General features: G+C 55.0%; 26 protein-coding genes. 9 read left to right on the plus strand and 17 right to left on the minus strand.

The window, feature by feature from the left end; translation table 11 throughout:
• Positions 1-24: 24 nt before the first annotated feature.
• Positions 25-525: a DUF2937 family protein gene (locus ASD8599_RS13850; protein ID WP_108829079.1), complete on the minus strand. Its 501-nt coding sequence runs from the start codon at positions 523-525 to the stop codon at positions 25-27.
• 11 nt (positions 526-536) lie between these two features.
• Positions 537-1874: a proline--tRNA ligase gene (gene proS, locus ASD8599_RS13855; RefSeq protein ID WP_108829080.1), complete on the minus strand. Its 1338-nt coding sequence runs from the start codon at positions 1872-1874 to the stop codon at positions 537-539.
• Between the two features lie 253 nt (positions 1875-2127).
• Between proS and ASD8599_RS13860 the strand changes: the two genes are divergently transcribed.
• The gene (locus tag ASD8599_RS13860) at positions 2128-2643 is read left to right on the plus strand and encodes a fasciclin domain-containing protein (RefSeq protein ID WP_108829081.1); all 516 of its coding nucleotides are present in this window, start codon (positions 2128-2130) and stop codon (positions 2641-2643) included.
• 84 nt (positions 2644-2727) lie between these two features.
• Here ASD8599_RS13860 and ASD8599_RS13865 read toward each other — a convergent pair whose 3' ends face one another.
• Complete coding sequence (locus tag ASD8599_RS13865) at positions 2728-4035, minus strand: hypothetical protein (RefSeq protein ID WP_108829082.1); 1308 nt, start codon at positions 4033-4035, stop codon at positions 2728-2730.
• Between the two features lie 193 nt (positions 4036-4228).
• Here ASD8599_RS13865 and ASD8599_RS13870 point away from each other — a divergent pair, with 193 nt between their 5' ends.
• The 4 genes from ASD8599_RS13870 to ASD8599_RS13885 are packed head-to-tail and all read left to right on the plus strand — an operon-like array spanning position 4229 to position 9837.
• Positions 4229-5338 carry an AI-2E family transporter gene (locus ASD8599_RS13870; protein ID WP_108829083.1) on the plus strand — a complete coding sequence of 370 codons (1110 nt, stop codon included), beginning with the start codon at positions 4229-4231 and terminating at the stop codon, positions 5336-5338.
• A gap of 1 nt (position 5339) precedes the next feature.
• A complete protein-coding gene (locus tag ASD8599_RS13875; protein WP_108829084.1) occupies positions 5340-6011 on the plus strand; it encodes a P-loop NTPase family protein in 672 nt (223 codons plus the stop codon).
• A gap of 52 nt (positions 6012-6063) precedes the next feature.
• Entirely contained in the window at positions 6064-8235 is a 2172-nt protein-coding gene (locus tag ASD8599_RS13880) for an RNA degradosome polyphosphate kinase (protein ID WP_108829085.1), read from the plus strand.
• Positions 8236-8292: 57 nt separating this feature from the next.
• On the plus strand, positions 8293-9837 hold the full coding sequence (locus ASD8599_RS13885) for a Ppx/GppA family phosphatase (protein ID WP_108829086.1): 1545 nt from the start codon (positions 8293-8295) through the stop codon (positions 9835-9837).
• On the opposite strand, the gene ASD8599_RS13890 is transcribed toward ASD8599_RS13885, so the two are convergent.
• Genes ASD8599_RS13890 through ASD8599_RS13905 form a run of 4 tightly spaced genes read right to left on the minus strand, consistent with a single transcriptional unit; the run spans position 9834 to position 12660 of the window.
• A complete protein-coding gene (locus ASD8599_RS13890) occupies positions 9834-10859 on the minus strand; it encodes an endonuclease/exonuclease/phosphatase family protein (protein ID WP_108829087.1) in 1026 nt (341 codons plus the stop codon). The two genes, ASD8599_RS13885 and ASD8599_RS13890, sit on opposite strands and share 4 nt — an antisense overlap.
• Positions 10860-11540 (minus strand): molecular chaperone DjiA, encoded by a 681-nt coding sequence (locus ASD8599_RS13895; protein WP_108829088.1) that lies wholly within the window; start codon positions 11538-11540, stop codon positions 10860-10862.
• Between the two features lie 41 nt (positions 11541-11581).
• Complete coding sequence (locus tag ASD8599_RS13900) at positions 11582-12055, minus strand: GNAT family N-acetyltransferase (protein ID WP_108829089.1); 474 nt, start codon at positions 12053-12055, stop codon at positions 11582-11584.
• Complete coding sequence (locus tag ASD8599_RS13905) at positions 12052-12660, minus strand: VOC family protein (protein WP_108829090.1); 609 nt, start codon at positions 12658-12660, stop codon at positions 12052-12054. The genes ASD8599_RS13900 and ASD8599_RS13905 overlap by 4 nt, the downstream gene beginning before the upstream one ends.
• Before the next feature lie 299 nt (positions 12661-12959).
• Here ASD8599_RS13905 and ASD8599_RS13910 point away from each other — a divergent pair, with 299 nt between their 5' ends.
• Together ASD8599_RS13910 and ASD8599_RS13915 are read left to right on the plus strand one after the other, a co-directional pair.
• Positions 12960-13571: a phage tail protein gene (locus tag ASD8599_RS13910; protein WP_245926047.1), complete on the plus strand. Its 612-nt coding sequence runs from the start codon at positions 12960-12962 to the stop codon at positions 13569-13571.
• A gap of 72 nt (positions 13572-13643) precedes the next feature.
• Positions 13644-14252, plus strand: coding sequence for a phage tail protein (locus ASD8599_RS13915; protein ID WP_245926049.1), 609 nt, complete (start codon positions 13644-13646; stop codon positions 14250-14252).
• A gap of 77 nt (positions 14253-14329) precedes the next feature.
• Here ASD8599_RS13915 and scpA read toward each other — a convergent pair whose 3' ends face one another.
• Both scpA and ASD8599_RS13925 read right to left on the minus strand, forming a co-directional pair.
• Positions 14330-16459 carry a methylmalonyl-CoA mutase gene (gene scpA / locus ASD8599_RS13920; RefSeq protein WP_108829091.1) on the minus strand — a complete coding sequence of 710 codons (2130 nt, stop codon included), beginning with the start codon at positions 16457-16459 and terminating at the stop codon, positions 14330-14332.
• On the minus strand, positions 16422-17429 hold the full coding sequence (locus ASD8599_RS13925) for a hypothetical protein (RefSeq protein ID WP_245926051.1): 1008 nt from the start codon (positions 17427-17429) through the stop codon (positions 16422-16424). Before ASD8599_RS13925 ends, scpA begins: the two co-directional genes overlap by 38 nt.
• 99 nt (positions 17430-17528) lie before the next feature.
• Here ASD8599_RS13925 and ASD8599_RS13930 point away from each other — a divergent pair, with 99 nt between their 5' ends.
• Positions 17529-17987 carry a DUF4174 domain-containing protein gene (locus ASD8599_RS13930; protein WP_108829092.1) on the plus strand — a complete coding sequence of 153 codons (459 nt, stop codon included), beginning with the start codon at positions 17529-17531 and terminating at the stop codon, positions 17985-17987.
• 32 nt (positions 17988-18019) lie between these two features.
• Here ASD8599_RS13930 and ASD8599_RS13935 read toward each other — a convergent pair whose 3' ends face one another.
• The 8 genes from ASD8599_RS13935 to ASD8599_RS13965 form a co-directional block, all read right to left on the minus strand.
• The gene (locus ASD8599_RS13935; protein WP_108829093.1) at positions 18020-20065 is read right to left on the minus strand and encodes an acetyl-CoA carboxylase biotin carboxylase subunit; all 2046 of its coding nucleotides are present in this window, start codon (positions 20063-20065) and stop codon (positions 18020-18022) included.
• 366 nt (positions 20066-20431) lie between these two features.
• On the minus strand, positions 20432-20635 hold the full coding sequence (locus ASD8599_RS13940) for a hypothetical protein (protein WP_108829094.1): 204 nt from the start codon (positions 20633-20635) through the stop codon (positions 20432-20434).
• A 340-nt stretch (positions 20636-20975) separates the two neighbouring features.
• Positions 20976-21323 (minus strand): hypothetical protein, encoded by a 348-nt coding sequence (locus tag ASD8599_RS13945; protein ID WP_108829095.1) that lies wholly within the window; start codon positions 21321-21323, stop codon positions 20976-20978.
• Positions 21324-21404: 81 nt separating this feature from the next.
• The gene (locus ASD8599_RS20300; RefSeq protein ID WP_181364489.1) at positions 21405-21551 is read right to left on the minus strand and encodes a hypothetical protein; all 147 of its coding nucleotides are present in this window, start codon (positions 21549-21551) and stop codon (positions 21405-21407) included.
• A gap of 214 nt (positions 21552-21765) precedes the next feature.
• Positions 21766-22152, minus strand: a complete 387-nt coding sequence (locus tag ASD8599_RS13950; RefSeq protein WP_108829096.1) for a DUF6497 family protein — start codon at positions 22150-22152, stop codon at positions 21766-21768.
• Positions 22149-22547: a cupin domain-containing protein gene (locus ASD8599_RS13955; RefSeq protein ID WP_108829097.1), complete on the minus strand. Its 399-nt coding sequence runs from the start codon at positions 22545-22547 to the stop codon at positions 22149-22151. The genes ASD8599_RS13950 and ASD8599_RS13955 overlap by 4 nt, the downstream gene beginning before the upstream one ends.
• The gene (locus ASD8599_RS13960; RefSeq protein ID WP_108829098.1) at positions 22544-22882 is read right to left on the minus strand and encodes a hypothetical protein; all 339 of its coding nucleotides are present in this window, start codon (positions 22880-22882) and stop codon (positions 22544-22546) included. The genes ASD8599_RS13955 and ASD8599_RS13960 overlap by 4 nt, the downstream gene beginning before the upstream one ends.
• 4 nt (positions 22883-22886) lie before the next feature.
• Complete coding sequence (locus tag ASD8599_RS13965) at positions 22887-24419, minus strand: acyl-CoA carboxylase subunit beta (RefSeq protein WP_108829099.1); 1533 nt, start codon at positions 24417-24419, stop codon at positions 22887-22889.
• A gap of 191 nt (positions 24420-24610) precedes the next feature.
• Between ASD8599_RS13965 and ASD8599_RS13970 the strand changes: the two genes are divergently transcribed.
• Positions 24611-25825 carry a multidrug effflux MFS transporter gene (locus tag ASD8599_RS13970; RefSeq protein ID WP_108829100.1) on the plus strand — a complete coding sequence of 405 codons (1215 nt, stop codon included), beginning with the start codon at positions 24611-24613 and terminating at the stop codon, positions 25823-25825.
• The last annotated feature ends 48 nt before the right edge of the window (positions 25826-25873 follow it).

Consider the following 25873-nt stretch of genomic DNA (forward strand, 5'->3'; position numbering starts at 1 on the left):
AAGTGGACTTTGTGCTGCGTGGGGTCAAGCGTGCGTACGGCCCATGAACCGCAAGGGCCAGCGAAGAACAGCCAACACTGCGCCAAGCCCGATCATTCCTGCCAAAAACCCCACACCTGAAAACACGGCACCGGCAAAGTTCAACGGCAGTGCTGGTTGAAAATTGTCCCACGCCGCACCCGCAACATCCCCGTCGGTCATTCGTGCGGCATGGTAAGCCCGCGTAAAGGGGCCTTGGCCCTGCAAAGCATCCAGATCAGCGCTCAGCTTGGCATGGCGCTCAAAGGTCCGTTCCATGTCTTGCCTGCGCCGCTCCACGAAGGCTGTGCCATTCATCTGATCCAATGCCGCGCTGCGTGTCAGACCTTCTTGCGCCGCAGACGCATCAAAATCCGCCACAACCTGTGACAACGCATCCACTGCGCCGCCCAATCGCTGCGCATATTGCTGCGAAAACTCCGGAAACTGCGATGTGGCGGCACCGGCGGCCAAACCACCGGCCAAAGTCAACGCACGCAAAATCATTGGCTTTCACCTCAGTGTTGCGCGTAAATTTCCGCAATTTTTTGCACTGCGGCCTCTGGAGCCATCTCGACACTTTCGCCCGTGCGCCGCGAGGTCAGTTCAACCACACCGTTTTTCAAACCACGAGGGCCAACGGTGATACGCCACGGCAAACCGATCAGGTCCATCGTGGCAAACTTCCCGCCCGCACGTTCCTTGCGGTCATCATAAAGCGGTTCCAGGCCAAGTGCTGTGATGGATTTATACAACGCATCACAGGCCGCATCGGCTTCTTCGTCCCCTTGTTTCAGGTTCACAATACCGCAGTGGTAGGGCGTAACCCCTTCGGGCCAGATGATACCTTTGTCGTCATGGCTGGCTTCGATGATTGCGCCCAGCAACCGCGAAACACCGATGCCGTGGCTGCCCATGTGCACAGGCGTCGGTTTGCCATCAGGGCCTTGCACGGTCGCTTTCATCGCTTCGGAATACTTGGTGCCGAAGTAGAAAATCTGCCCCACTTCGATGCCACGGGCCGTTTTGCGGCGTTCTTCTGGGACTTCGTGAAACAGCGCTTCATCGTGGGTTTCGTCGGTGCGGGCGTATTTGGTGGTGAATTCTTCCATCACTGCGGCACATTGGGCGTGATCATCATAGTCGATGTCACGATCACCAAACGTCAAATCGGTGACGGCGCTGTCATAGAAGACCTCGGATTCACCGGTGTCCGCCAGCACAAGGAATTCGTGTGTGTTGTCACCACCAATAGGCCCTGAATCGGCGCGCATCGGGATTGCTTGCAGCCCCATGCGTTCATAAGTGCGCAGGTAGCTGACAAGGTGACGGTTGTAGGCGTGCAGCGCGTCTTCTTTGGTCAGGTCAAAGTTGTAGCCGTCTTTCATGTAAAATTCACGGCCCCGCATCACGCCAAAGCGCGGACGGACTTCATCGCGGAATTTCCATTGGATTTGGTACATGGTCAGCGGCAAATCTTTGTAGCTGCCAACATGTGCACGAAAAATATCCGTGATCATTTCTTCGGCCGTGGGTGTGAACAGCATATCGCGGCCATGGCGGTCTTTAATGCGCAGCATTTCCTCGCCGTAAGCATCATAGCGCCCGCTCTCCCGCCATAGATCAGCTGACTGAATTGTGGGCATTTGCATGGCGTGATGCCCTGCACGCGCTTGTTCTTCATGCACGATATTTTCGATCTTGCGCAGAACTTTGAAGCCCAAAGGCAACCATGAATAGATACCGGCCGAAGACTGTTTGATCATGCCCGCACGCAGCATCAAGCGGTGGCTGACAATCTGCGCCTCAGCGGGGTTTTCTTTGAGGACGGGCAGAAAATAGCGGCTCATACGCATTGGGGCGGCTCCTGATGACAATGTTTAGCTGTGAGTATGCCAAAGCGAGCGCACCCGCAATCTTACAATCGTCACACATGGTATGCGCCTTGACGCCAAGTTCAAAGCGGCTTTCGGACGGGTTTCCACCTTGGCTTGCACGATTTTTCAGAAAACTTTGCCCCTTCGTGATCCAATCAAAGACAGGGCGCGTACATTGTTCATATTAAGCGTGTGTATTTTGCACACGCAATTATGTGAAAGGACCACACCTATGAAATCTTTGCGCACCCTGACCGCTGCCGCTGCCGCCGCCCTGACGCTGGGAACTGCCGCTTCTGCCAACACAATCGTGGACATTGCCGCGGGCGACGAACGTTTTTCGACTTTGGTGGCGGCTGTATCCGCTGCTGGTCTTGTGGAAACGCTGCAAGGCCCTGGCCCTTTCACAGTCTATGCGCCCGTCAATGACGCGTTTGCAGCATTGCCCGCTGGCACCGTTGACACATTGTTGAAGCCTGAAAACAAAGGCGATCTGACAAACGTCCTGCTGTACCATGTCGACGACCGCAACTTGCCAGCCGAAGCAATCCCGGCGGGTTCAAACTATTTCAAACCGGTGCTGGCATCCGAGCGCTTGTGCATCACGAAAAGCTCTGCGGGTGTGTCCATTGCTGATGGCACCGGCGAAACCGCCAATGTGATTATCGCAAACATCAAAGCGGACAACGGCGTCATCCACGTGATCGACAAAGTGTTGTTGCCCGGTACACGCCCCGCCTGCCACTAAGGCAAATTCAGGCACCTGCGCGGCGACAAACCGGTGCCTGAATTTTTAGCTATGCCCCGTCACCATCCTGTGATGGGGCATTTTTTATGGGAACATCTGTTTGTAAATCACTTCGTTGGAATCCTTCAATTTCACTTCCCAAGTGGCGGCTTCGCCCGCCGGAAGCGGCAATCTGGTCGCATAGGTGATATTGTAAGGCGTGTTGGTCACGCCTGTGCTGCTTTCAAGTGGCGCTTTCTTGGGGGTCTGGACGTGGTAAGCTACCAGATTCTGATTGCCCAAGCGCACCAGATAATCTTCGCGTTTTGCCGTGGTTAAAAAATTGACCTGTACATCAGGGTTGGACGCAAGATTGGTGGACCCACGCCACACCGAAACCGGCAGGGATTCTTCGCGCGGTCCGAATTTTCTGTAGACCGAGCGACTGCCTGCCGTAACAGGCATTTTCTGTGACACGATCTCCATGCCCCGATACTGTTGCGCCCCACGCAATTCAAAGCGCATTGGTTCTTTTTGCGACGTGACCAACAGCACATCTGTCGCGGTTTTCGCCATATTTGAGGAAATAAGCGTATTCCCGTTCCACAAAATCGGATCCGGTGACAAATACCTGCTGTCTGCCGCCGTCACACTGGATTTGACACGCACATGCCACCCGCCCCCTTCAGCGGCCGCATAGGGAAAGCCCGACATAATGTAGGCCATCAAGGACGGCGCTTCGGTCACAAACAGCTTGTTTTGTTCGTGTAACCTGACCTGAGCCGCCCAAATCCCTTTTTGCGCGATCGTCGGCTCGCCTTTGATCATGCGCACGTTGTAGGCCAGCAAGGCCCCACGCCATTGCAGATCAATAACACGGTAGCAGATTTCCATGGCCCGATCCGTGGCATCTTGCAGTGGCATATTGGCAAACAAAGTACCCCATTCCGTGCGGTACATCCGCTTGGCCGCGTTTTCGCCATTGCCAAACAACGACGATTTTCCGGTGACATCATTGTAAAGTGCCGCGATGGCCGTCTCGATCTTTTCCGCATTCAACCCGTTCAGAAACGCCGTCATTTCTGCGTCTCGCGTGGTTGAATTGTTTTGTGCCGCAATCAAGCCCGCTGCGTTGTCAAACTGCGTATCTACCAAGGCTTTGAGTTCTGAAAAAGACTTCATCGTCAAAAGCCAGTCAATCTTGTTTTCGATGGTTCCAAGCTTTGCTTCGACCCTTTTGAGGGTCTGCTGAATGTCCGCCAAAGCCCGTTTCACCGGGGCCAGTTCGTCTGTTTCAATACCCACAAGGTTGAGCACAAAGTCTGCACCCTGTGCACCCACTGCAGACCCAAAAGCCGAAGCCGCCGATGTAGCGGCCGATTTCAGATATTTACTAATGTCTATCGTGCCCAAAAAAACTTCTCCTGATATATTTAAATTGCATGCCGATAATGGGTAAAATCTAGGGCGGTTTGGATGATTTAGTCAATGTTAACCATTCGGGCAAAGCCCGCTCTTTGACGGGAAACAGCCAAGCAAAACGGGCAAACACCTTGAAATCCCGGCTGCCGTTTGCGATGTGATGCCTATCCCGAAGGAGAAACACATGGGCCTACCCGTCCGAGATCAGCTAAAATATTGGGGCCTTGTGGCCGTGGTCTTTTTCGTTCTGCTTTGGGCGCTTGGGGACGTGCTGTTGCCGTTCATTCTTGGTGGCGCTGTTGCATATTTTCTGGACCCTGTAGCGGACAGGCTGGAACGCATGGGGGCCAGCCGCATGTTGGCCACTGCGATTATCACAGTCTCGGGTCTGATGATCTTTGTGCTTATGGCGCTTTTGGTGGTGCCCACGCTGGTGAACCAAACCACCGCGTTGATTGCCAGCGCACCAGATTATGCAAAAAATTTCGGCGCTTTCCTGACAGAACGCTTCCCAGCGTTGCTGGACGAAACCTCAACGCTAAGCCAATCCATTGCCAGCATCGGCAGCACCATCCAAAGCAAAGGCGGGCAGCTTTTAAACACAGCGCTCAGTTCTGCCGCGTCATTGCTGAATGTGGTGATGCTGTTTGTGATTGTGCCGGTTGTGTCGGTGTATTTGTTGCTGGATTGGGACAACATGGTGGCGCGTATTGATGCGTTGCTGCCGCGTGACCATGCGCCTGTTATCCGGCAATTGGCCGGTGACATAGACAAGACGCTGGCGTCTTTTATTCGCGGCATGGGCACTGTGTGTCTGATCCTGGGCACATATTACGCGATGGCCTTGATGCTGGTGGGATTACAATTCGGGCTGGTCGTTGGCTTTGTTGCGGGACTGATCACTTTCATCCCCTATCTGGGGTCGCTGATCGGTGGTGCGTTGGCCATCGGACTTGCGTTGTTCCAGTACTGGAACGGCATCGAAGTGACCAATGGAGATGTCACGACATACAGCACCGACTGGATTCGCATCGGCATTGTCGCTGCCATCTTTGTGACGGGCCAAATCTTTGAAGGCAATTTCCTGACCCCGAAATTGGTCGGCAACAGCGTCGGACTGCACCCGGTATGGCTGTTGCTGGCGCTGTCTGTGTTTGGAACACTGTTCGGGTTTGTAGGCATGTTGGTTGCGGTGCCTTTGGCCGCATCCATCGGGGTTGTGATCCGCTTTGCAGTCAACCAATACCAAAGCAGTCGCCTGTATCAGGGCCTGACCGGACAAGATCAGAACTGATATGGCGGAACAATTGAACTTTGATTTGCCCCCTCGCACCGCGTTGGGGCGGGACGACTTTTTGATATCGCCCAGCAACGCCGTGGCCGTGTCCATGATTGACAGAACGCCAGCATGGCCGTTGCACAAAATGGTATTGTGCGGCCCCTCTGGCGCGGGCAAAACCCATCTGGTGCATGTTTGGGCCAAAGAGGTGGGCGCCCGGATCGTCGACGCCGCGGCCTTGACCGAAGACATGGTGCCAGCCCTTGCAAACACGCCTGTGGCCCTCGAAGACGTCGATCAGATCGCGCAGACCGCAACCGCGCAAGCCGCCGCGTTTCACTTGCACAACATGATGTTTGCGGCCCAGATGCCGCTGCTGATGACCGGAGCAGGCGCGCCAAACCTATGGCACATGGGGCTTGCCGATTTGCAAAGCCGCATTGATGCCGCCGGTGTCGCGGTGCTGGATGCCCCGGACGATACTTTGCTGGCTGCCGTGTTGGCGAAGCTTTTCCACGACCGGCAGGTGCAACCGGCAAGTGACGTCATTCCCTATCTGGTGTTGCGGATGGATCGCTCATTTGAGGCCGCCCGCCAAATTGTTGCCGTTCTGGATCATGCCTGCCTGACAGAGCAGCGCAAACTGACACGCAGCTATGCCGCGACTGTACTGGACAAAATCCTGTAGGCTGGCGCATAACTGTCACCTGAACTTTACATCCACATTGTAGGAAGCCCCTATGTCGCATGCAGACTTCCTAAAGGCCCCTTTTGACGCAGGTGTTGAAATGCCGGACCTGGACCTTGACGGGCCCGGTCGGTTTTACAATCGCGAACTCAGTTGGTTGGGTTTCAACTGGCGCGTTGTGGAAGAGGCTGAAAACCCACGGGTGCCACTGTTGGAGCGGCTGCGCTTTTTGTCGATCAGCGCCGACAATCTGGACGAATTTTACACCGTGCGCGTGGCGGGCCTGCGCGAGCTGGCCCAAGCTGGCAACACAACCCCCGCTGCTGACGGTCTAACACCCGCCGAGCAGCTTGTGCTGATCAACGACAACGCGCGCAACCTGATGCAAACGCAACAAAGGGTTCTGACAGCACTGCGTGCCGAGATGGAAGCCGAAAAAATCAAGATATTGCGCGCGGCGGATTTGACCGATGCGGACCGCACACATCTTGAACAGGTCTTCCTGACCGAGGTGTTCGCGGTGTTGTCGCCCCTGGCTATCGATCCCGCGCACCCTTTCCCCTTTATTCCCAACACCGGTTACGTGCTTGCGCTGCAACTTGAGCGCAGCAAAGACAAGCGCAGCTTGCAGGCCTTGTTGCCTATTCCCGCCCAGATCGACCGTTTCATCGCGGTTCCGGGGGGCGACGGGCACCGTTTTTTGCCTCTGGAAGAGCTGCTGGTGATGAACATCGGCGGGCTGTTTCCGGGATATGTGCTGAAAGATCATTTTGAATTCCGCGTTTTGCGTGACAGCGACCTAGAGGTCGAAGACGAAGCGGAAGATTTGGTACGAGAATTCGAAGTGGCGTTAAAGCGGCGGCGGCGTGGGGAAGTGGTGCGTATGACCATGTCTGCGGGGGCCCCCGACAAGCTGAAATCCGTCGTCATGAAGGAACTGGCCGTCAAGGAACACGAGATCATCGAAATCGACGGCATGATTGGCGTCGATGATCTGTCGGAACTTGTTCTGGAAGACCGCCCCGACTTGCTTTGGCCAACCTTCACCCCCCGTGTGCCTGAACGCGTCACCGACTTTGACGGCGATATGTTTACAGCGATCCGTCAGAAAGACATGCTGTTGCACCACCCCTATGAAACCTTCGATATGGTCGTGCGGTTCTTGCAACAGGCCGCGCGTGATCCCAAAGTCGTGGCCATCAAACAGACGTTGTACCGTACCTCAAAGCGGTCGCCGATTGTGGAAGCCTTGTGTGAGGCGGCAGAAGACGGCAAATCCGTCACCGCCCTTGTGGAATTGAAAGCCCGCTTTGACGAAGCTGCCAACATTCGCCAGTCACGACGGCTGGAACGGGCTGGTGCGCATGTCGTTTACGGGTTCATCGATCTTAAAACACACGCAAAAATTAGCACGGTGGTGCGCCGCGAAGGCAAAGAACTGGTCACCTACACCCATTACGGCACCGGCAACTATCACCCAATCACGGCACGTATTTACACCGATCTTTCGTTCTTCACCTGCGATGCAAAACTGGGGCGCGACGCCACCAAAGTGTTCAATTACCTGTCTGGCTACGCCCCACCCGAAGGCCTGAGCAATCTTGCAATTTCACCCATGACGCTGAAACCGCGTCTGTTGGAAATGATCGCTGCAGAAGCCGAACACGCCCAAGCCGGCCGCCCCGCCGTCATCTGGGCAAAAATGAACAGCCTTATCGATGCAGAGGTGATTGATGCACTGTATTCGGCCAGCAAAGCAGGTGTGAAAATCAGCCTGATCATCCGCGGCATTTGCGGCCTGCGGCCCGGCGTAAAAGGTCTTAGCGAAAATATCCGCGTCAAATCCATCGTTGGCCGGTTTCTGGAACACAGCAGGATCGTTTGTTTCGGCAATGGCAAAGGCCTGCCCCACAAAAAGTCACGCGTTTTCATGTCGTCTGCCGACTGGATGGGCCGCAACCTGAACCGGCGGGTTGAAACACTGGTCGAAATCGAAAATGCCACTGTCAAAGCCCAGATCGTAGGGCAAGTCATGGCCGCCAATCTGGCTGATGTCGCGCAAAGCTGGGTGATGAAACCTGACGGCAGCTTTGATCGCCCCGACATTGCGGAAGGGACCTTCGCGTTCAACTGCCACCGTTTCTTTATGGAAAACCCGTCTCTGTCCGGGCGCGGGTCGGCGGGCGCTTCCGATGTGCCGAAATTGACCCACACCGAAGATTGACCCTGCGCCAAGGCTTGGTACACAACTTGATAACGACACAGCGCCTTTGGGGGGCCCATGCAAACTGACACCCGCGCCGACACAGAGGCCAACCCCTTTGGGCGTCCACTGTTTGACGACCCGAGATCGCGTAAACTGGCGCGGGTCGGCGTTGTGGATGTGGGGTCAAACTCTGTCCGGTTGGTCGTGTTTGACGGTGCCGCTCGATCACCGGCCTATTTTTACAACGAAAAAATCATGTGTGCTTTGGGTGCAGGCCTGTCTGAAAGCGGCAATCTGAATCCGGACGGGCGCGTCCGCGCACTTTCGGCTTTGCTGCGCTTCAAGCATTTGGCCGATGGCATGGGTCTGAAAGAGCTGATGGTTGTGGCCACAGCCGCTGTGCGCGATGCAGCGGACGGGCCCGAGTTTTGCGCGGATGTTTTGCGTGAAACGGGATTGCGCATCTGGGTCATCGACGGTGAAGAAGAGGCGCGCCTGTCTGCTCAGGGCGTTTTGTTGGGCTGGCCGGGATCATACGGGCTGGTGTGCGATATCGGCGGATCTTCGATGGAACTGGCCGAGATTTCCGATGGCCGTGTCGGGCGTCGCGTCACATCGAATCTGGGGCCTTTGAAGCTGCGCGACATTAAAGGCGGCAAAAAAGGGCGATCCGCCCACATCAACACCGTCATGGCAGATTTGCACAGCCGGATGGGCGCACAACGTGATCGTCTGTTTCTAGTCGGTGGCTCTTGGCGTGCTATTGCCCGTGTTGACATGCACCGGCGCGGTTATCCCCTGCATGTTCTGCATGAATATCGCATGACACCGAAGACTGTACGTGAAACCGCGAAATACATTGCAAAGGCCGACATCGAAGACCTGCGCGCAGCGTGTGGTATATCGGCGGCACGTATGTCCTTGGTGCCTCTGGCCGCAGAAGTCCTGAAACGTCTGGTCAAAACCTTCAAACCAAAAGACATCGCAATCAGCAGTTATGGCATCCGCGAAGGGATGCTTTATGAACAGATGCCGCAGCAGTTGCGGGACCGTGATCCGCTGATCGAAGCGTCACGTTTCGCAGAAGCCAAAGACGCCCGCCTGCCCGGCTTTGGCAAAGTGCTGCATGATTTCATAATGCCAATTTTCAAAGGCTATTCAGCGCCGCGCAAACGGTTGGTGCGCGCGGCTTGCCTGTTGCACGATGTCAGTTGGCGCGCCCATCCTGATTACCGCGCCGAAGTCTGCTTCGACAACGCCACCCGTGCGAATTTGGGCGGGCTTAAACACTCTGAACGTATTTATTTGGGGTTGGCTTTGTTGCATCGCTATTCCAATTCCCGTGAGGGGACCCGGTTCGAAGACTTGTACGAATTGGTAGATGAAAAGACCCGACTTGAAGCTGAAATTCTAGGCAAGGCCATGCGTTTTGGTGCCATGCTTTGGATGGATAAAGACGCCGACCGTGCTGCCTTTCGGTGGTATCCGAAGAAAAAGTTGCTTGAATTGCGCCTGAGCAAAGCTTCGGTTCCATTGTTTGGCGAAGTCGCGGAATCGCGGTTACAGTCACTTGCGCGGTCTTTGTCGGCGGAGGTTCAGGTGAAGGTCGTCAAAGACTAAATTTCAATATCCAAAGTCACCGGAAAGTGGTCCGACGCATCCACCAATGCGTCACGCAGTTCGGGTTGTGCCCAGCAATCGGGATCATCCAAAGGGTGCCATATCCGCCAGACAGGCGCATGATCACGCAAATCGGGCGATATCATGATGTAGTCCAACAAGGCCTGCAAAAAACGCTTTTCATGCCTGATCCAAAACCGCGAAGTCGTCGGGGCAGCCCCCAGTTTGCGCGATAAGGCCATGCGTGCATGTGGATCAAACAAGGGAATTTCGTCGGTGCGACCCAGAACGATTTCGACAGAAGACCGCCCAAACAAATGTTCAAATTCATCCAATCCGGGGCCGTCATTCAAATCCCCCATAACCATCAACGGGACCCGCGCGTTCAGATGGTCCGAAACCCGTTGACGCAACCATATTGCCTGCGCCAGTTGTTTGCGCCGGTTTGCTATGGAAAAACGCATCGCCTCATCGTGGTTTTTGGCACCATGCGGTGCTTTCGATTTCAAGTGCGCCCCAATCATGCGAAATTCGAACCCCTGCGTCGTGCGCATGGCCAGTTCCAGTGGCGGTTTGGAAAACTTCACCAGATCCTCTGTGCGGTCAACATCCAGATCGATGCGAAACACTTCGTCAAAACGCGGGGCTGTTTTACTGCCGCTGAACCCTGTTTCCGCGCCGATCGGATCATGGCGGGCCTGCATCTTGTCCGGGTCAAACAGCAATGTAATTTCTTGCTGCGTGTCGTTGGCAAATCCCGTCACGGCCTTGTTTGTTCGCAACCCAAAGGCTTTTGCAAAGCTTTCCAAAGCCGTGGTCGACGACCGCTTGCGCCCGCTGTCAGGGGCTTCGATTATCATCACAGCATCCGCGTCCATAGCTTTGAAAACAGTGCCTAACGCATCCGCTTGTCGGGCTCTGGTGATGTTGTGCCGCGCAGACCAGACGGTATCGCGCATCAACGTCCCATCATCGTCAAAAAGCGTGTTCATCCATTCGACGTTGTAGGTCGCGATCCGCATTCAGGCCGCCTCTTTTTGGATTTCGTCCCAGGCCCGGTTGATGTCGCGCATACGCTTTTCGGCCAGCTGCACGGCTTCCGCAGGAACACCCCGCGCCATCATGGCATCGGGGTGATTTTCACGCACAAGCTGGCGCCAGACCCGACGAATGTCATCAAGGCTTTGCGCGGGATCAACCCCCAGCACCGAATAGGGGTCAGAGCGCGACGCGGGCACAAACCGCATCCGCAATGCGCGAAATTGCTGGTTGCTTAAATTGAAAATGTCGGCGACGCGTTCCAGAAACGCATTTTCATTGGGATGATAAAAGCCATCGGCCATAGCGATGTGGAACAAGCCTTCCATCAGATCCGTCAGCGTCTTTTCTTCGTCGGCAAACATTGCGTGAATGCGCGTCGCATAGTCTTCAAAACCCGCAACATCTTGCCGCGCCAGATTGAACACCCTTGCAGCCCCCGCTTCGTCTTGCGCCGCGATCTGGAACACTTCACGAAAGGCTGTCACCTCATCACGGGTCACCTGCCCATCCGCTTTTGCCATTTTTGCGCCCAAAGCAATCACCGCAATGGCAAACGCCACAGACCGTTCTGGCGGGCTGCGCAATTTTTCGAAAACTGCAGACAAACCTTCGCCGGACGTCAGCGCCGAAATGGCTTCAGTGATGCGGGACCAGATAGACATGCAACCAGCCTACCTGCTGCGGCGCGGCATGTCAGGCCGTTTCACAGATTTTTCTGCATCAAAATAAGATCCAGACGCGTCCCCCATTTTTCGCCGATTTCAGGCAAAACACCGACCTTGGAAAAGCCAAGTTTTTCATGAAACGCAACTGCCGCAGGATTGCTGCCGCTGACCGCACCGATCAAGGCACGAAGACCAATGTCTTTTGCCGCCTTTTGCACCGCCATCATCAACGCTTTCCCTTGGCCAGCGCCACGTGCGTCGTCGCGCAGGTACACTGTGTGTTCCGCGACATGGCGATACCCGGGACCCGCGCGAAACGGGGACAGGCTTGCGAAACCTGAAAACGCGCCATTTCGGGTCGCAATCAGCGTGGGCCACGGGCCATCCAGCGTCTTCAGAACATCCTCGGGTGTTTTGTTTTGCGTGGTGAAGGTGATTGTTGTGGACGTAATAACATCGTTCCAAAGCGCACAAATATCGTCAACGTCAGGTGGCGTCGCGGGCCGAATCATAGCGCACGTTGTCCGTGAGGCGTTGAAAAATCCGCCTGCATGGCCACTGCACCTGTTTCAATCGCGATCCGGTCATCCCTTAGAACCTTGCCCAAAGTCGCTTTCAACGCATCCGCGTCCGGATGAGTCAACGTCAGCCTGCGCAGACGACACCCCGTTTGAACCATGGCGGTCGCCGGATGAAGCGATGTGTCCCATTTGATCAAAGCCGCACATAGGTTGTCGAACGGCAAATGGCCGGTTTCTGGCACAACCATACGCCACCGCAGGTCGCCCCTTTGCAACGCTACAGGCGTCCCCATGGACGCAGGCAAGTTGTGCATATCTGCCTTCAGATCATCGGTACGGCAAATCCAATTCGTCAAACGCGCAGCCCCTGCAAAGTCGTCCAATGCAAACCATCGGGGGCGGTCCGGCTGCGGGGCATCCGGATTGATCGCAATCGCTTCCAGATACAGCCCGTCTTCAAGACCCATCAACGCGTTGTGGGTGTGAAACACATCGTGCTCTCCGCCAGGCTGCATGTTTACGCCCAGCGCGTCTTCAACATGGGTGCGTGCCTCCTGTAAGGTCGCCCCAGATACGGCCAAATGATCCAATTGCAATCGTCTTCCCCCCGAACATGTCCGTCGCGCTGTTACAAAAGCATAGCCTATGGGTTGAGCATGTTAAAAGGACGAAGCAAGACCCCGCATCGTCCCTTTCGTCTTTTTTCGAAACTTCCGAAATTTTCTGAATTTTCCCCTATAGGTTGCGCCCAGTAATGGATCAGTGTTGACACAGGGACTTTTGCAGTGCGACCCTTCCCCCATACTGAGTACTACTTTTAATATTATCATTCTTTTATGGGGCACGTGCCCGGGTTATTTTGGCGCCGCCCCCGTAAAACTGCAGGGGAATACGAATGAAGCATTATAAAACCAAACGCTTAGGTGGCGTCTTGACTGCGGTCATGCTTACCTTGGGCGTCGGCGGAGCGCCGCAAAGCGTCTCTGCTCAGCCTAGTTATCTGGGTGAAATCTTTCCGGTCGGGTTCAATTTTTGCCCTCGGTCATCATTGCAACTGAACGGCCAACTGCTGGCGATCTCAAGCAACAGCGCGTTATTTTCTTTGTTGGGAACGATCTATGGCGGGGATGGGCGCACAACCTTCGCGTTGCCTGATCTTCGCGGGCGTATTCCGCTACACAACGGACAGGGTCCGGGGCTGTCGAACCGTCCAATCGGTCAGAAAGCCGGTTCCGAAGTTCAGCAATTGACCGTCGCAAGCATGCCATCCCACAATCACATCATCGCGTCTGTGAACAAGGATGGTGACAAAGGCGGTCCGGTCACTGATTTGTTGGCTAAATCGTCCAGTTCAGCACGAGAGTATCACGACGGGCCACCGGATTCATCTATGGATCCACGTATGGTTTCTATGACTGGTTCGAATTTGCAATTCAGCATCGAAAACCCGTTTTTGGCGATCAATTGGTGCATTGTGGACGCGGGCATCTACCCGTCACGCAGCTGATCACATTTGAATTTAGGACTATTCAGCTTTGCTTTTTGGCAAAATGTTTAGATGACAAAGGACGACTTTAAGATGAAAAAACTAACCAAATATATTGCAGGTGCCAAAGCCGCAGCGCTGGTGTCACTTGGCATGATGGCTGCGCCGCAATCTGCTTCTGCACAGGAATTTTACGTCGGCCAACTGGTGCCGGTAGGGTTCAACTTCTGCCAGCGCACAACTGCTGCTGCAAACGGCCAACTGCTGGCGATTTCCAGCAACACTGCACTGTTTTCACTATATGGCACCATTTACGGTGGTGACGGCCGGACAACTTTTGCATTGCCGGACCTGCGCGGACGTATCCCAATGCATTACGGCAATGGACCAGGTCTGTCACCGCGCACCATTGGGCAACGCGGCGGAACAGAGACTGTTGTGCTGAATGCAACCAACCTGCCGTCACACAACCACAATATCCTGTCTGTCAATCAGACCGGTGACAAAGGCGGTCCAGTGACCGATTTATTGGCCAAATCAAGTGATGGCGCAAAAATCTATCACGATGGCCCCCCGGATTCGACAATGGATCCGCGCATGGTTCAAAACACAGGCTCAAATCAGGCATTCAATGTCTCGAACCCCTATCTTGCCATCAACTGGTGTGTAGCGTTGCAGGGGCTTTTCCCCTCCCGCTCTTAATCGCCGTCGGCATTCAATGCGAAAGGAGCCCTGATCGGGGCTCCTTTTTTTGATCTAACAGTCGTGTTAAGCGCAATTTAGGTGCGCATGTCGCGAATAATATCCAGAATTTCCGAAGCGGCTTTCGGGATGTTTGTACCAGGTCCAAAGATTGCTTTGACTCCATTGTCGTACAGGTACTGGTAGTCTTGCTGCGGAATGACGCCGCCACAAATGACGATAATATCGTCCGCACCTGCGTCTTTGAGGGCCTGCACCAGTTGCGGCGCCAATGTCTTGTGACCTGCCGCTTGTGAACTGATGCCAATCACATGGACATCGTTGTCCACCGCATCTTGTGCAGCTTCAGCAGGCGTTTGGAACAACGGACCAACGTCCACATCAAACCCAATGTCCGCAAAGGCGGTCGCGATCACTTTTGCACCACGGTCGTGACCATCTTGTCCCATCTTAACAACCAACATACGCGGGCGACGTCCTTCGACTTCGGCAAAATCTTCTACAGATTTCTGGATCGCGGCAAAACCTTCATCCCCTTCATAAGCGGCACCATAGACACCTGCCAAAGTCTTCACTTCTGCACGGTGGCGTCCGAACACTTTTTCCATCGCCATGCTGATTTCTCCTACAGTGGCACGTGCGCGTGCAGCCTCAACTGCGCCTTCCAACAAATTCCCTCCCTCTTCGGAACGGCGTGTCAATTCAGCCAGTGCAGCTGTGCAAGCGGCGTCATCGCGCGTTTGGCGGATGGTGTTCAGACGTGCAATCTGGCTGTCGCGAACAGCCGCATTGTCGATGTCGAGAATGTCGATCGGGTCTTCTTTATCCAGTCGGTATTTGTTCACACCAACAATAACCTCGGACCCCCGATCGATATTGGCCTGACGCGTGGCCGCGGCTTCTTCGATGCGCAGTTTTGGCATGCCCGATGCCACAGCTTTGGTCATGCCCCCCAGATCTTCGACCTCCTGGATCAGCTTCCATGCTTCTTCGGCCAGATCATGTGTCAGCTTTTCAACGTAGTAAGAGCCAGCAAGCGGGTCGACCACGTTGGTCACGCCCGTTTCCTCTTGCAAGATCAACTGGGTGTTTCGGGCGATACGTGCCGAAAAATCTGTTGGCAAAGCAATGGCTTCGTCCAACGCGTTGGTGTGCAGTGATTGCGTTCCTCCAAGTGCCGCAGCCATCGCTTCATAGGCCGTGCGAACCACATTGTTGTAGGGGTCTTGTTCTTGCAACGACACACCGGACGTCTGGCAGTGGGTGCGCAGCATGGACGATTTTGCATTCTTGGGCTCGAATTCAGACATGATGCGGTGCCACAGCAGACGCGCCGCACGCAGTTTTGCGGCTTCCATGAAAAAATTCATGCCGATGGCAAAGAAAAAGCTAAGCCGTGGCGCAAACCGGTCCACATCCATGCCTGCCGCAATCGCAGTACGCACATATTCGCGGCCATCCGCCAAGGTAAAGGCCAATTCCTGCACAAGGTTCGCGCCGGCCTCTTGCATATGGTAGCCCGAAATCGAGATCGAATTGAACTTGGGCATGTGATCGGATGTGTATTCGATAATATCACCGATAATCCGCATCGAAGGCTCAGGTGGGTAGATATAGGTGTTGCGGACCATGAATTCTTTCAGAATGTCGTTCTGAATGGTCCCCGCCAGAACCGATTTGTCATGCCCCTGCTCTTCTCCAGCGACGATGAAGGACGCAAGAATAGGGATCACGGCCCCATTCATGGTCATGGACACCGACACTTTATCGAGCGGGATACCGTCAAACAGGATTTTCATATCCTCGACGCTGTCAATCGCAACGCCCGCTTTGCCGACATCGCCAACGACCCGTTCATGGTCGCTGTCATACCCACGGTGCGTTGCAAGATCGAAGGCCACGGATACACCTTGTTGCCCTGCCGCCAAACCGCGACGATAAAAGGCGTTGGATTCTTCAGCGGTCGAAAACCCGGCATATTGACGGATCGTCCATGGACGACCGGCATACATGGTTGCTTTGACACCGCGCGTGAATGGCGCTTGCCCCGGAATGGTGCCCAGATGGGCCACGTCCTTAAGGTCGTCTTCCGTGTAGATCGGCTGCACTTCAATGCCTTCAAGCGTTTTCCACGTCAGGTCGTCCAATGGCCGCCCACGTAGTTCGCCCTCAGCCAGATTGCGCCAAGTTTCTTTCTTGTTGGTCATGTCTGTCGTGTCCTCTTGTCTGTGAGCCAGCAGACGGGATTGGTCCCGCTCTTTTCCGGCCCGGATCCTCTGTCAGGGTTGCTGTTCCATCTGCTCCGGCCATAAGCCAATGCAAATCGTCAGCGTAAGCTTCGCGCAACGCCGCGCGTTGATCATCATCGAACGGTTGCCAGCGTTCGGTGTCGTTCTGCGGGAAATGGGGAACAATGCCGCGTTCAAGCAACGTGTCGCGCAAATTGGCGACTGTTGGGGCACGGTTCAACCACTCATGCGCTGTATCGCGTGGCGCATCAATGCCAGTGCTTGCACGAAACATTGCATCCGGACGCCCAGCAAATTCTTCAAACGGCAGGACCCAAATGGCCGCGTCCGGCACGGCACAAGACAAGTCCACAATGACATCCCGCCATGTCCGTGTACTTTCGGAAATGGCTTGTAACGCACGCTCCGTGGGCAATGCGTGGCCACGGCACACACCGTAAGACGCGGCAGAGGCCCAATAGTGATCATGTGACCGCACATTCAGGACGATTTCGTTGATGCGCCCGTCAAATGCATGCGCAAACCGCGCCATGCGGTCCCCGATGGCCGGGTAAAGCATATGTTGGCGTAAGTTGTCGCGCACAGAGCCGATCAGATTTTCATCACTGACCACCAAGGTCTGGATGCCACTTCTGGCAGAGCGTTCAAGTTGCAATTGGACGCGCCCTTTGGCCCGCCGTTGCAAATCACGACCAGATGCGACGCCCGGCACAGGCAAAACACCGGCAAACAGTCCCTTGCGGGTGCGCCGTGGCCCCCAGAAGCCGACACCTTTGTTCCGAAACCCTTGCGCGTTGCGCCGTAAGTAACTTTGGAAAGTGGTGCTGCCTGTGCGGTGCACACCAAGGTGAAGGGTTACGTCCATTGTGCGGCCTGCTCGTTGCTGCGCCGCCCCGTACGGCCATTTACCGGGAATTGCCCCGTTCATGCCCACATATCCATTGAGATCGATTTAACGTTAAAATATCTACCCAAACCCATCGCATTCTTGGAAAAACGGCCTATCTTAGCGTCAACAGGAGCGCATATGAAACCACTACTTCCCCTTGTTTTAACAGGCTTATTCGCATTTCCGCTCTTTGCGGAAGACACCGCAGACACGCAAAATTCGGACGTGTTTGACAGCGTAGAAACAAAAGACTTGTCACAATTTGTCTGGAAAAAGCGGCCCGTCGTGGTCTTTGCGGACAACGAAGCAGACCCGCGCTTTATCGAACAGCTCGAGTTGTTGCGTGAAGGCGAAGCCGATTTGGCCGACCGCGATGTGGTTGTGTTGCTGGACACAGACCCTGACGCCAAGTCCGATCTTAGACTGAAATTGCGCCCACGCGGCTTCATGCTTGCGATCATCGGGAAAGATGGTGGCATAAAGCTGCGCAAGCCATTCCCGTGGGACGTTCGTGAAATCACCCGCAGCATCGACAAAATGCCAATGCGCAAACGCGAAGTCCGCGAGCAAAAAGAGGCCGCAGCCACAGACGGATGAACCGCCTTTATGGGTTGCGGCCTATTCATGGGTTATTCGAACTCCATGATCACATCATCAACCGACAGGCTGTCGCCCGCCCCAGCGTTGATCTTTGTAACCACGCCCTTCTTTTCGGCGCGTAGAATGTTTTCCATCTTCATGGCTTCGATCGTACACAGCGCTTGGCCTTCTTGCACTTCGTCACCTTCAGCGACATCCAGTTTCACAATCAATCCGGGCATCGGGCACAGCAACATCTTGGATGTGTCCGGAGGCAATTTTTCGGGCATTTTACGCGCCAATTCCGCCTGAAGCGGTGTGCGAATATGGACCTTAAGGTCAGCACCACGCGCACGAATGCGGAACCCGCCGCTGACCTTGCCGACTTTCAACACCAATGCAGTGCCATCCACAGTCATTTCTGCGATTTGGTCGCCAGGCGTCCATGCCCCCGACACACGCATCGCCGTGCCATCGTCGAAGGTGATGGTTGACCCGTCATGGTCCGCGTTGATCGCCACGTCAAAGGACTGCCCCTGCACCGCAACATTCCAGTCAGAACCGACTTTGCGTTCGTGGTTATCCATGCGCCCGGACACACGGGCGCGGCGAATTTCTGCAACGCGGTGCATGGCGGCTGTGGCGGCCCCGATCCGGCGGACGTCGGTGTCGGACAAGGTGACGCCTTCGAAGCCATCAGGGTATTGTTCTTCGATGAAGGCTGTTGTCATTGTGCCGTCGATGAAAATCTGGTGATCCATCACAGCCGACAAAAACGGCAAGTTGTGTCCGATGCCTTCAACCTCGAAGCTGTCAAGCGCCACACGCATCGCTTCAATCGCCTGATCACGGGTTGGTGCCCATGTGCAAAGTTTGGCGATCATCGGGTCGTAATACATGCTGATCTCGCCGCCTTCATAGACGCCGGTATCATTGCGCACAGCAACCGTGGCAGAGGGGGCATCGCCTTGCCATTTGTCGTTGTCCAGAAGTGGCCCTGCCGCTTGCTCCATCGGGGGGCGGTAGCGTGTCAGACGTCCGATGGACGGCAAAAACCCGCGATAAGGGTCTTCTGCGTACAGGCGGTTTTCGATGGCCCAGCCCGTCAGCGTCACATCGTCTTGGGTGATGGTCAACGCCTCACCATTGGCGACGCGGATCATCTGTTCGACCAAATCAACACCAGTGATCAGTTCGGTGACAGGGTGTTCAACCTGCAAACGCGTGTTCATCTCGAGGAAATAGAAATTCTTGTCGCCGTCCACGATGAATTCAACCGTACCTGCGCTGGCATAATCCACAGCCTGCGCCAAAGCGACAGCCTGTTCACCCATGGCTTTGCGGGTCGCTTCATCAAGGAATGGCGATGGGGCCTCTTCGACCACCTTTTGGTTGCGGCGCTGGATCGAACATTCGCGTTCTCCCAGATAGATGCCGTTGCCATGGCTGTCACACAGCACCTGAATTTCGATGTGACGGGGCTGCGTGACAAACTTCTCAATGAAAATCCGATCATCGCCAAAGCTGTTGGCCGCTTCGTTTTTGGAGGATTGAAAGCCTTCGCGGGCCTCGTCGTCGTTCCACGCGATGCGCATGCCTTTGCCACCGCCGCCGGCCGACGCTTTGATCATGACCGGATAGCCAACCTGATTGGAAATTTTAACCGCGTCCTCGGCGTCCTCGATCAGCCCCATGTAGCCCGGAACAGTGGACACGCCCGCATCTTGAGCGATCTTTTTGGACGTGATCTTGTCGCCCATCTTTTCAATTGCGCCAACGGGCGGGCCAACAAACGCTACGCCAGCGGCGTCCAGCGCTTCGGCGAATTTCGAGTTTTCGGACAAGAAACCATAGCCCGGATGCACAGCCTGCGCGCCCGATGCCTTGATCGCTTCCATCACCTTGTCGATGACAATGTAGGACTGGTTGGCAGGCGGCGGGCCGATGTGGATGGCTTCGTCCGCCATTTGCACATGCAGGGCCTGCCGGTCGGCGTCGGAATAAATGGCGACCGTGGAAATACCCATTTTTCGGGCTGTCTTGATAACGCGGCAGGCAATTTCGCCACGGTTGGCGATCAGGATCTTGTTGAACATGTGCTGTCCCTTTTGATGTGAAAGGTTGAACGCAAGCGACCGCCCTGCATCGGCAGGGCGGGTCTTGCAGTGTTATATTGGCACGGCACGAGGCCGCACGGCTTTAGTTGCTTGTTAGCGGCCCCAACAGGGATATGTCCCCGCGGCTGGATGCGTCTTGGGGCTGGGTACAACCGGCTGCACACAATAGTGCTGCAACCGCAAAAATGCTGGTTACTCGTTTCATAATATCTGCCTCGCTCAAGGGCTATTAATTTTGCCCATTGAGACCAGTATACACGAGAATCTGCCTGAAATGTGGCAAAGACACCTGACGCTAAAGAGAGTGATTTTTTCGCATCACTCTGCTTACAGCGCCAATAACGATTAGCATTTGCCGGGGTTGAGTTCGCAGTACACGATGTTGCCTGCAGCCCCAACGACGGCACCTGTGGCAACACTTCCGCTTGTGACGACGGCTGCGCCAGCGCCGATTGCACCACCCGCAAGCGCTTGTTCACTGATCGTGTCGCCACACGCGCCAAGCGCCAAGGCTGTTGCGCCCGCGATAATCCATTTTTGTACTGCCATTGCCGTGATCCTTTTTCTGTACGGTCTATAACGACCTTCAAATCACAAACTATGTTGGACGCAACATGGTTCCAATGCACAGGGCGCCATTGGGCAGCATTTCGCCAACCGGCTGATTTAGAACGCAAAAAAATAGGCGACACGGTGCGAAACGCATCGTGCCGCCCATTAGGGGAAGGGGTACGGAAATGGTACACGACACGCACATGTGTTTGGGGATGGCGTGCCGATAGGATCACATTGCGCGTAGATTTTGCATCTGCCAAGCCGTTATTCTCGCAATGCGGGAAGTCGGCCAAGCTCCGCCGTTTTTGAGAATACGTGCGCAACATCATGCCGATCAGCCCTCGAACGCTTCGGGAAAGGCCGCTTGTGCTGCACTTTCGTCGATCACCAGCAAAGCTTCGTAGTCTTCCGGATCGAAGGGATCGGTGGCTGGCAGGACTTCGCGACCAAACAACCAAGACAGCCGCCCGGCATCCAGATTGCCCCGTTCAAAGGGGTGTGGTCCAAAATGTTCCCACAGTGCCTTCATGAATCCCGCGTCAGCGCGGCGGTCCGCCGGCTTGCGGTCACGTTTGCGTTCGCGGCGTGTGATTGCTGTCACCCCTTTGGGGTTTGCACGACGAATGATGAACTGGAAATCTGTGCCCGTCAGTCGGCCGGGAAAGCCGCGATGCTTCATCATAATGCCACCTCCGCATCAAAGAGGGTTGGCACGAATGTCAGGGTCAGGGCAGCCGCGAACGCCTGCCCTGTAGCAGTACGATTACTTGTACTTGCCTGTGTATGTCGGTTCCTGGCTGATCGGCTCTGGATCAACCACGACAAATTCTTCGGCCTGCTGCTCACGCGCACAGGCAGCAACAACGGCGATAAAACCGAAGGTTGCCAGCAATTTGATGCTCTTTGACATCTAAGTCTCCTGTCACTTTCAATAACTTGCAAAGACGCGAAATGCGCCCCCACTCCCTCTAACGAGGTCGGGCTCCGATTGGAATTCCCTTGGGGGATCATAGGCGAAAAGGTGCGAAAAAGATATCCACAGCCACCCAATCGGCGGAGTTGTGTCTTCAAAGCCTCAAAAACCTGCCCACATAAGAAGTGAGCCGCAATATGTTGTGTTTCCATCAGAAAGCCTCCCAGATGCAGGCATCATTTTGGACCCGATATGCCTCAAAAAATTGCGTGGCCTCTTGATCCTGCACACCAAATTCAGTTTCGCGGTCGCTCAGAGAAATCACAACAATGTGTGGGTCTATGGCATATTCGTTGGCGTAAGGCAGGGCTGCAGAGGCACACAAATGTGCCATATCTACGCTTGCTGTGTCGTAATCCACATCGCCCCCGTCCCGCGCAATGGCCGGGGCCACATAGCGCATCCGCAGCCATGTCTGACCTTCCACCTTATCAATCAACGCATCAAAAAGCGTCACAGATTGGCCAGAAGGCACGTCTTGCGCAAAAGCCACAGATCCTGCCAAACCCACCACCAAAGTTGCAATGCGCAGCATCATGGCGCTGTCTCGTCTTTGGTGGCGAAGTCGGCAGGTGCGATAATTTCGATCAGTTCCAGATCATCGGAATGACGCACTTCGCGGTGCTTGATGCCGGGGGGCTGCAACACACAAGACCCTTCGCGCAACACGTGTTCACCAGTGCCCTCGTATTCAAACACCACCCAGCCTTTGGTGACATAGACCATCTGGAAATCAAGGTCATGACTGTGCCATGTCGCAGGGCTTTCCATGCCCGGCACTGCGCGAATGACATGCGCACCAAAAGCGCCTTTGGTCGCACCGCTGATACCTAGATCACGATACTCAAAGAAAGGCCGCAACCCTTTGCCTTCAAACTTGCCATCGTCGGCGTGTGAGATTGAGAAGGCTTGGTTTTTCCAAAGCTGTGTCATTGCATTCCTCCGGCGCAACGCACCCAGCGGGCACGGTTTTTCGGGTTGTCCAACACGGCCTGCAAACGGTCCTGAACCGGTTCCGGCACAGCGCCAAACACCCGCCCACCGGCTGTCACCTGTACGCCACCCGTGCTTTGCGTCACCTCGACTACAGGGGAAAAGCCGCGCAGCTTTTGCAAGGCACGCCACACATCCTGGCGGATTTGCGTGGCCAGACGCAATGCATCCCCGCTTGCCAACGTGGTGCTGGCGGACAGATCAAAGCGCGGGGGCAGATGACGGGCAAGCGTCACCTGATCTTGCTTGCGCAGAATGTGCCAGTTGCGGGCCATCAGCTTACAACGGGATATTGTCGTGTTTCTTCCACGGCATCTGCTGCTTCTTGTTGCGCAGGGATGCAAAGGCGCGGCTGACCCGTTTGCGCGTTGAACGTGGCTGAATCACCTCGTCAATGAACCCACGTTCGGCAGCCACAAACGGGTTGGCAAAGCGGTCTTCGTAGTCCGCCACATGCTCTGCTGTTTTCTCGGCATCATCAAGGTCTGCGCGGTGGATGATTTCGGTGGCCCCTTTGGCCCCCATCACCGCAATCTCGGCCGTTGGCCAGGCATAGTTAAAGTCAGAGCGCAGGTGTTTGGACGACATCACCACATAGGCCCCGCCGTATGCTTTGCGTGTGATAACTGTGACTTTTGGCACGGTCGCCTCGCCGTAGGCAAACAGCAGTTTCGCACCATGTTTGATGACGCCGCGGTATTCTTGGGTGGTGCCCGGCAAGAAGCCCGGAACGTCGATCAGTGTCAGGATTGGGATTTCAAACGCATCACAAAAGCGCACAAACCGTGCAGCCTTACGCGAGCTGTCGATGTCCAGAACCCCTGCCAAAACCATGGGCTGGTTGGCCACAACGCCCACTGTACGCCCTTCAAGGCGGATAAAGCCGGTGATGATGTTCTTGGCGAACTCTTCCTGAATTTCGTAGAAATCGCCCTCGTCCGCCAGCTTCAGGATCAATTCCTTCATGTCGTAAGGCGTGTTGGGATTGTCTGGCACAAGCGTGTCCAGCGATGCCTCAACCCGACCCGGTTCATCAAAGAAAGGACGGACAGGGGGTTTTTCGCGGTTGTTCAGCGGCAGGAAGTCCACAAGGCGGCGCACTTCGGCCAATGCCTCCACGTCGTTTTCAAACGCCGCATCCGCAACAGAGGATTTCTTGGTGTGGGTCGATGCCCCGCCCAATTCCTCGGCGGTGACCACTTCGTTCGTGACGGTTTTCACCACGTCAGGGCCAGTGACAAACATGTAAGAGCTGTCTTTGACCATAAAGATGAAGTCGGTCATCGCGGGCGAATAGACGGCCCCACCGGCGCATGGCCCCATGATCACGGAAATCTGAGGCACCACACCGGACGCCATGATGTTGCGCTGAAACACTTCGCCGTAGCCCGCAAGCGAATCCACGCCTTCTTGGATACGCGCACCACCTGAGTCGTTGATGCCAATGACAGGCGCACCGTTTTGCATCGCCATGTCCATGATTTTACAGATTTTCATAGCATGTGTGGCCGAAACTGAGCCGCCCAAAACCGTGAAATCCTGGCTGAACACATAGACCATACGGCCATTGATCGTGCCCCAGCCTGTGACAACACCATCGCCCGCAGGCTTTTGTTTTTCCATACCAAAATCGGTGCAGCGATGAGTGACGAACATGTCAAACTCTTCGAAAGAGCCCTCATCCACCAAAAGATCAATCCGTTCACGGGCCGTTAACTTGCCTCGTCCATGTTGCGCATCGAGACGCTTTTGGCCTCCGCCCAGACGGGCTGCCTCGCGGCGATCATTTAACTCGGTCAGAATGTCTTTCATCGTCAGCCCCGTTCATGGAATTCGAATTCATTTGGGATGTTTTATCAAGGAGCTTGGGCAGATCACAGCCTCTTTCCGCAAATTTGCAAATACTATTCCGTCAATCTTTTGCAAATTGCAAAACTGCAAATAATGAACTGTTCCGTTCGGTTCATATAGACAACCCACAGCACGAGGCCTAGCTGTTAACCATGAACAAGCCGATCACGATCCGCTTTCTGGATCGCAGCACTCCGCCACATATTTTCACACTGATTTACCTGTCGGGTATGTCGGCGATGGTAATGAATATGTATTTGCCCAGTTTGCCCGGCATGACCGCATATTTCGACGCCGATTACAGTGTAGTGACACTTTCGGTGCCCTTGTTCTTGATCGTCAGCGCTGTTTTGCAGATTTTTATCGGCCCTGTCTCGGACAAATTTGGCCGCCGCCCTGTTTTGCTTGGGGGGCTGGTTGTTTTCCTGACCGCCAGCGTAGCCTGCATCTACGCCCCGACCGTCGGATGGTTTCTGTTTTTCAGGATGGTGCAGGCGTCGGTCGCGGTGTGTATGGTTCTCAGCCGTGCGATTGTGCGCGATTCATATGACCAAGACCAATCCGCTTCGATGATCGGCTACGTCACGATGGGCATGGCAGTGGTTCCGATGGTCAGCCCGGCCATCGGCGGTATTTTGAACGAGTTTTTTGGCTGGCAATCCAACTTTTGGGCCTTTTTCATCGTGGGTTTGGTTCTGTTCTGTCTTGTTTGGAACGACCTTGGCGAGACATCCAAACCCTCTGGTTTGACGCTGGCACAACAGTTCAAGGAATATCCCGAATTACTACGTTCCCCAAGGTTTTGGGGGTACTCCATGGCATCTGGTTTTAGCACGGGGGCGTTTTTTGCATATCTCGGCGGCGGACCCTTTGTTGGCTCCGATGTGTTTGGCCTGTCATCCGTGTGGGTTGGCATCTGTTTTGGGGCACCAGCCATCGGCTATTTCACTGGAAACTGGATTACGGGCCGCAATGCCCAGCGCTTGGGAGTGAACAAACTTATTTTGGCAGGTTGCCTTGTTCTCGTGTTTGGCATGGCCTTGATGTTGTTGTTGTTTCTGACGGGCCTGGGCAATGCGTTCACATTCTTCGGCTTGATGACATTTGTGGGCTTGGGCAACGGCATGGTGATCCCGAACGCGACAGCGGGCATGCTGTCGGTGCGGCCACATCTGGCTGGAACAGCATCCGGTTTGGGTGGCGCAATCATGATCGGCGGGGGCGCTGGCCTGTCTATGTTGGCGCTGTTTTTGCTAACGCCTGAAACAGGGGCTTATCCTTTAATCTTGATCATGTTGATCACCTCATGCGCTGCATTAACCTCTATTCTGCTGGTCTATAAGCGCGAAGCACGGCTGCGGCTGTAGCGCCTGAAACCTGCGACTTGCACGGGATGCTTTGCAAAGTTACGCTGA

The organism is Ascidiaceihabitans donghaensis, from assembly GCF_900302465.1.
GTDB lineage: Bacteria > Pseudomonadota > Alphaproteobacteria > Rhodobacterales > Rhodobacteraceae > Ascidiaceihabitans > Ascidiaceihabitans donghaensis.

Excerpts from the sequence above, each read along its gene's own strand:
- ASD8599_RS13850 (WP_108829079.1), bottom strand. The coding sequence starts at position 525 with ATGATTTTGCGTGCGTTGACTTTGGCCGGTGGTTTGGCCGCCGGTGCC.
- proS (WP_108829080.1), bottom strand. The coding sequence starts at position 1,874 with ATGCGTATGAGCCGCTATTTTCTGCCCGTCCTCAAAGAAAACCCCGCT.
- ASD8599_RS13860 (WP_108829081.1), top strand. The coding sequence starts at position 2,128 with ATGAAATCTTTGCGCACCCTGACCGCTGCCGCTGCCGCCGCCCTGACG.
- ASD8599_RS13870 (WP_108829083.1), top strand. The coding sequence starts at position 4,229 with ATGGGCCTACCCGTCCGAGATCAGCTAAAATATTGGGGCCTTGTGGCC.
- ASD8599_RS13875 (WP_108829084.1), top strand. The coding sequence starts at position 5,340 with ATGGCGGAACAATTGAACTTTGATTTGCCCCCTCGCACCGCGTTGGGG.
- ASD8599_RS13880 (WP_108829085.1), top strand. The coding sequence starts at position 6,064 with ATGTCGCATGCAGACTTCCTAAAGGCCCCTTTTGACGCAGGTGTTGAA.
- ASD8599_RS13885 (WP_108829086.1), top strand. The coding sequence starts at position 8,293 with ATGCAAACTGACACCCGCGCCGACACAGAGGCCAACCCCTTTGGGCGT.
- ASD8599_RS13890 (WP_108829087.1), bottom strand. The coding sequence starts at position 10,859 with ATGCGGATCGCGACCTACAACGTCGAATGGATGAACACGCTTTTTGAC.
- ASD8599_RS13895 (WP_108829088.1), bottom strand. The coding sequence starts at position 11,540 with ATGTCTATCTGGTCCCGCATCACTGAAGCCATTTCGGCGCTGACGTCC.
- ASD8599_RS13900 (WP_108829089.1), bottom strand. The coding sequence starts at position 12,055 with ATGATTCGGCCCGCGACGCCACCTGACGTTGACGATATTTGTGCGCTT.
- ASD8599_RS13910 (WP_245926047.1), top strand. The coding sequence starts at position 12,960 with ATGAAGCATTATAAAACCAAACGCTTAGGTGGCGTCTTGACTGCGGTC.
- ASD8599_RS13915 (WP_245926049.1), top strand. The coding sequence starts at position 13,644 with ATGAAAAAACTAACCAAATATATTGCAGGTGCCAAAGCCGCAGCGCTG.
- scpA (WP_108829091.1), bottom strand. The coding sequence starts at position 16,459 with ATGACCAACAAGAAAGAAACTTGGCGCAATCTGGCTGAGGGCGAACTA.
- ASD8599_RS13925 (WP_245926051.1), bottom strand. The coding sequence starts at position 17,429 with ATGAACGGGGCAATTCCCGGTAAATGGCCGTACGGGGCGGCGCAGCAA.
- ASD8599_RS13930 (WP_108829092.1), top strand. The coding sequence starts at position 17,529 with ATGAAACCACTACTTCCCCTTGTTTTAACAGGCTTATTCGCATTTCCG.
- ASD8599_RS13935 (WP_108829093.1), bottom strand. The coding sequence starts at position 20,065 with ATGTTCAACAAGATCCTGATCGCCAACCGTGGCGAAATTGCCTGCCGC.
- ASD8599_RS13940 (WP_108829094.1), bottom strand. The coding sequence starts at position 20,635 with ATGGCAGTACAAAAATGGATTATCGCGGGCGCAACAGCCTTGGCGCTT.
- ASD8599_RS13945 (WP_108829095.1), bottom strand. The coding sequence starts at position 21,323 with ATGATGAAGCATCGCGGCTTTCCCGGCCGACTGACGGGCACAGATTTC.
- ASD8599_RS20300 (WP_181364489.1), bottom strand. The coding sequence starts at position 21,551 with ATGTCAAAGAGCATCAAATTGCTGGCAACCTTCGGTTTTATCGCCGTT.
- ASD8599_RS13950 (WP_108829096.1), bottom strand. The coding sequence starts at position 22,152 with ATGATGCTGCGCATTGCAACTTTGGTGGTGGGTTTGGCAGGATCTGTG.
- ASD8599_RS13955 (WP_108829097.1), bottom strand. The coding sequence starts at position 22,547 with ATGACACAGCTTTGGAAAAACCAAGCCTTCTCAATCTCACACGCCGAC.
- ASD8599_RS13960 (WP_108829098.1), bottom strand. The coding sequence starts at position 22,882 with ATGGCCCGCAACTGGCACATTCTGCGCAAGCAAGATCAGGTGACGCTT.
- ASD8599_RS13965 (WP_108829099.1), bottom strand. The coding sequence starts at position 24,419 with ATGAAAGACATTCTGACCGAGTTAAATGATCGCCGCGAGGCAGCCCGT.
- ASD8599_RS13970 (WP_108829100.1), top strand. The coding sequence starts at position 24,611 with ATGAACAAGCCGATCACGATCCGCTTTCTGGATCGCAGCACTCCGCCA.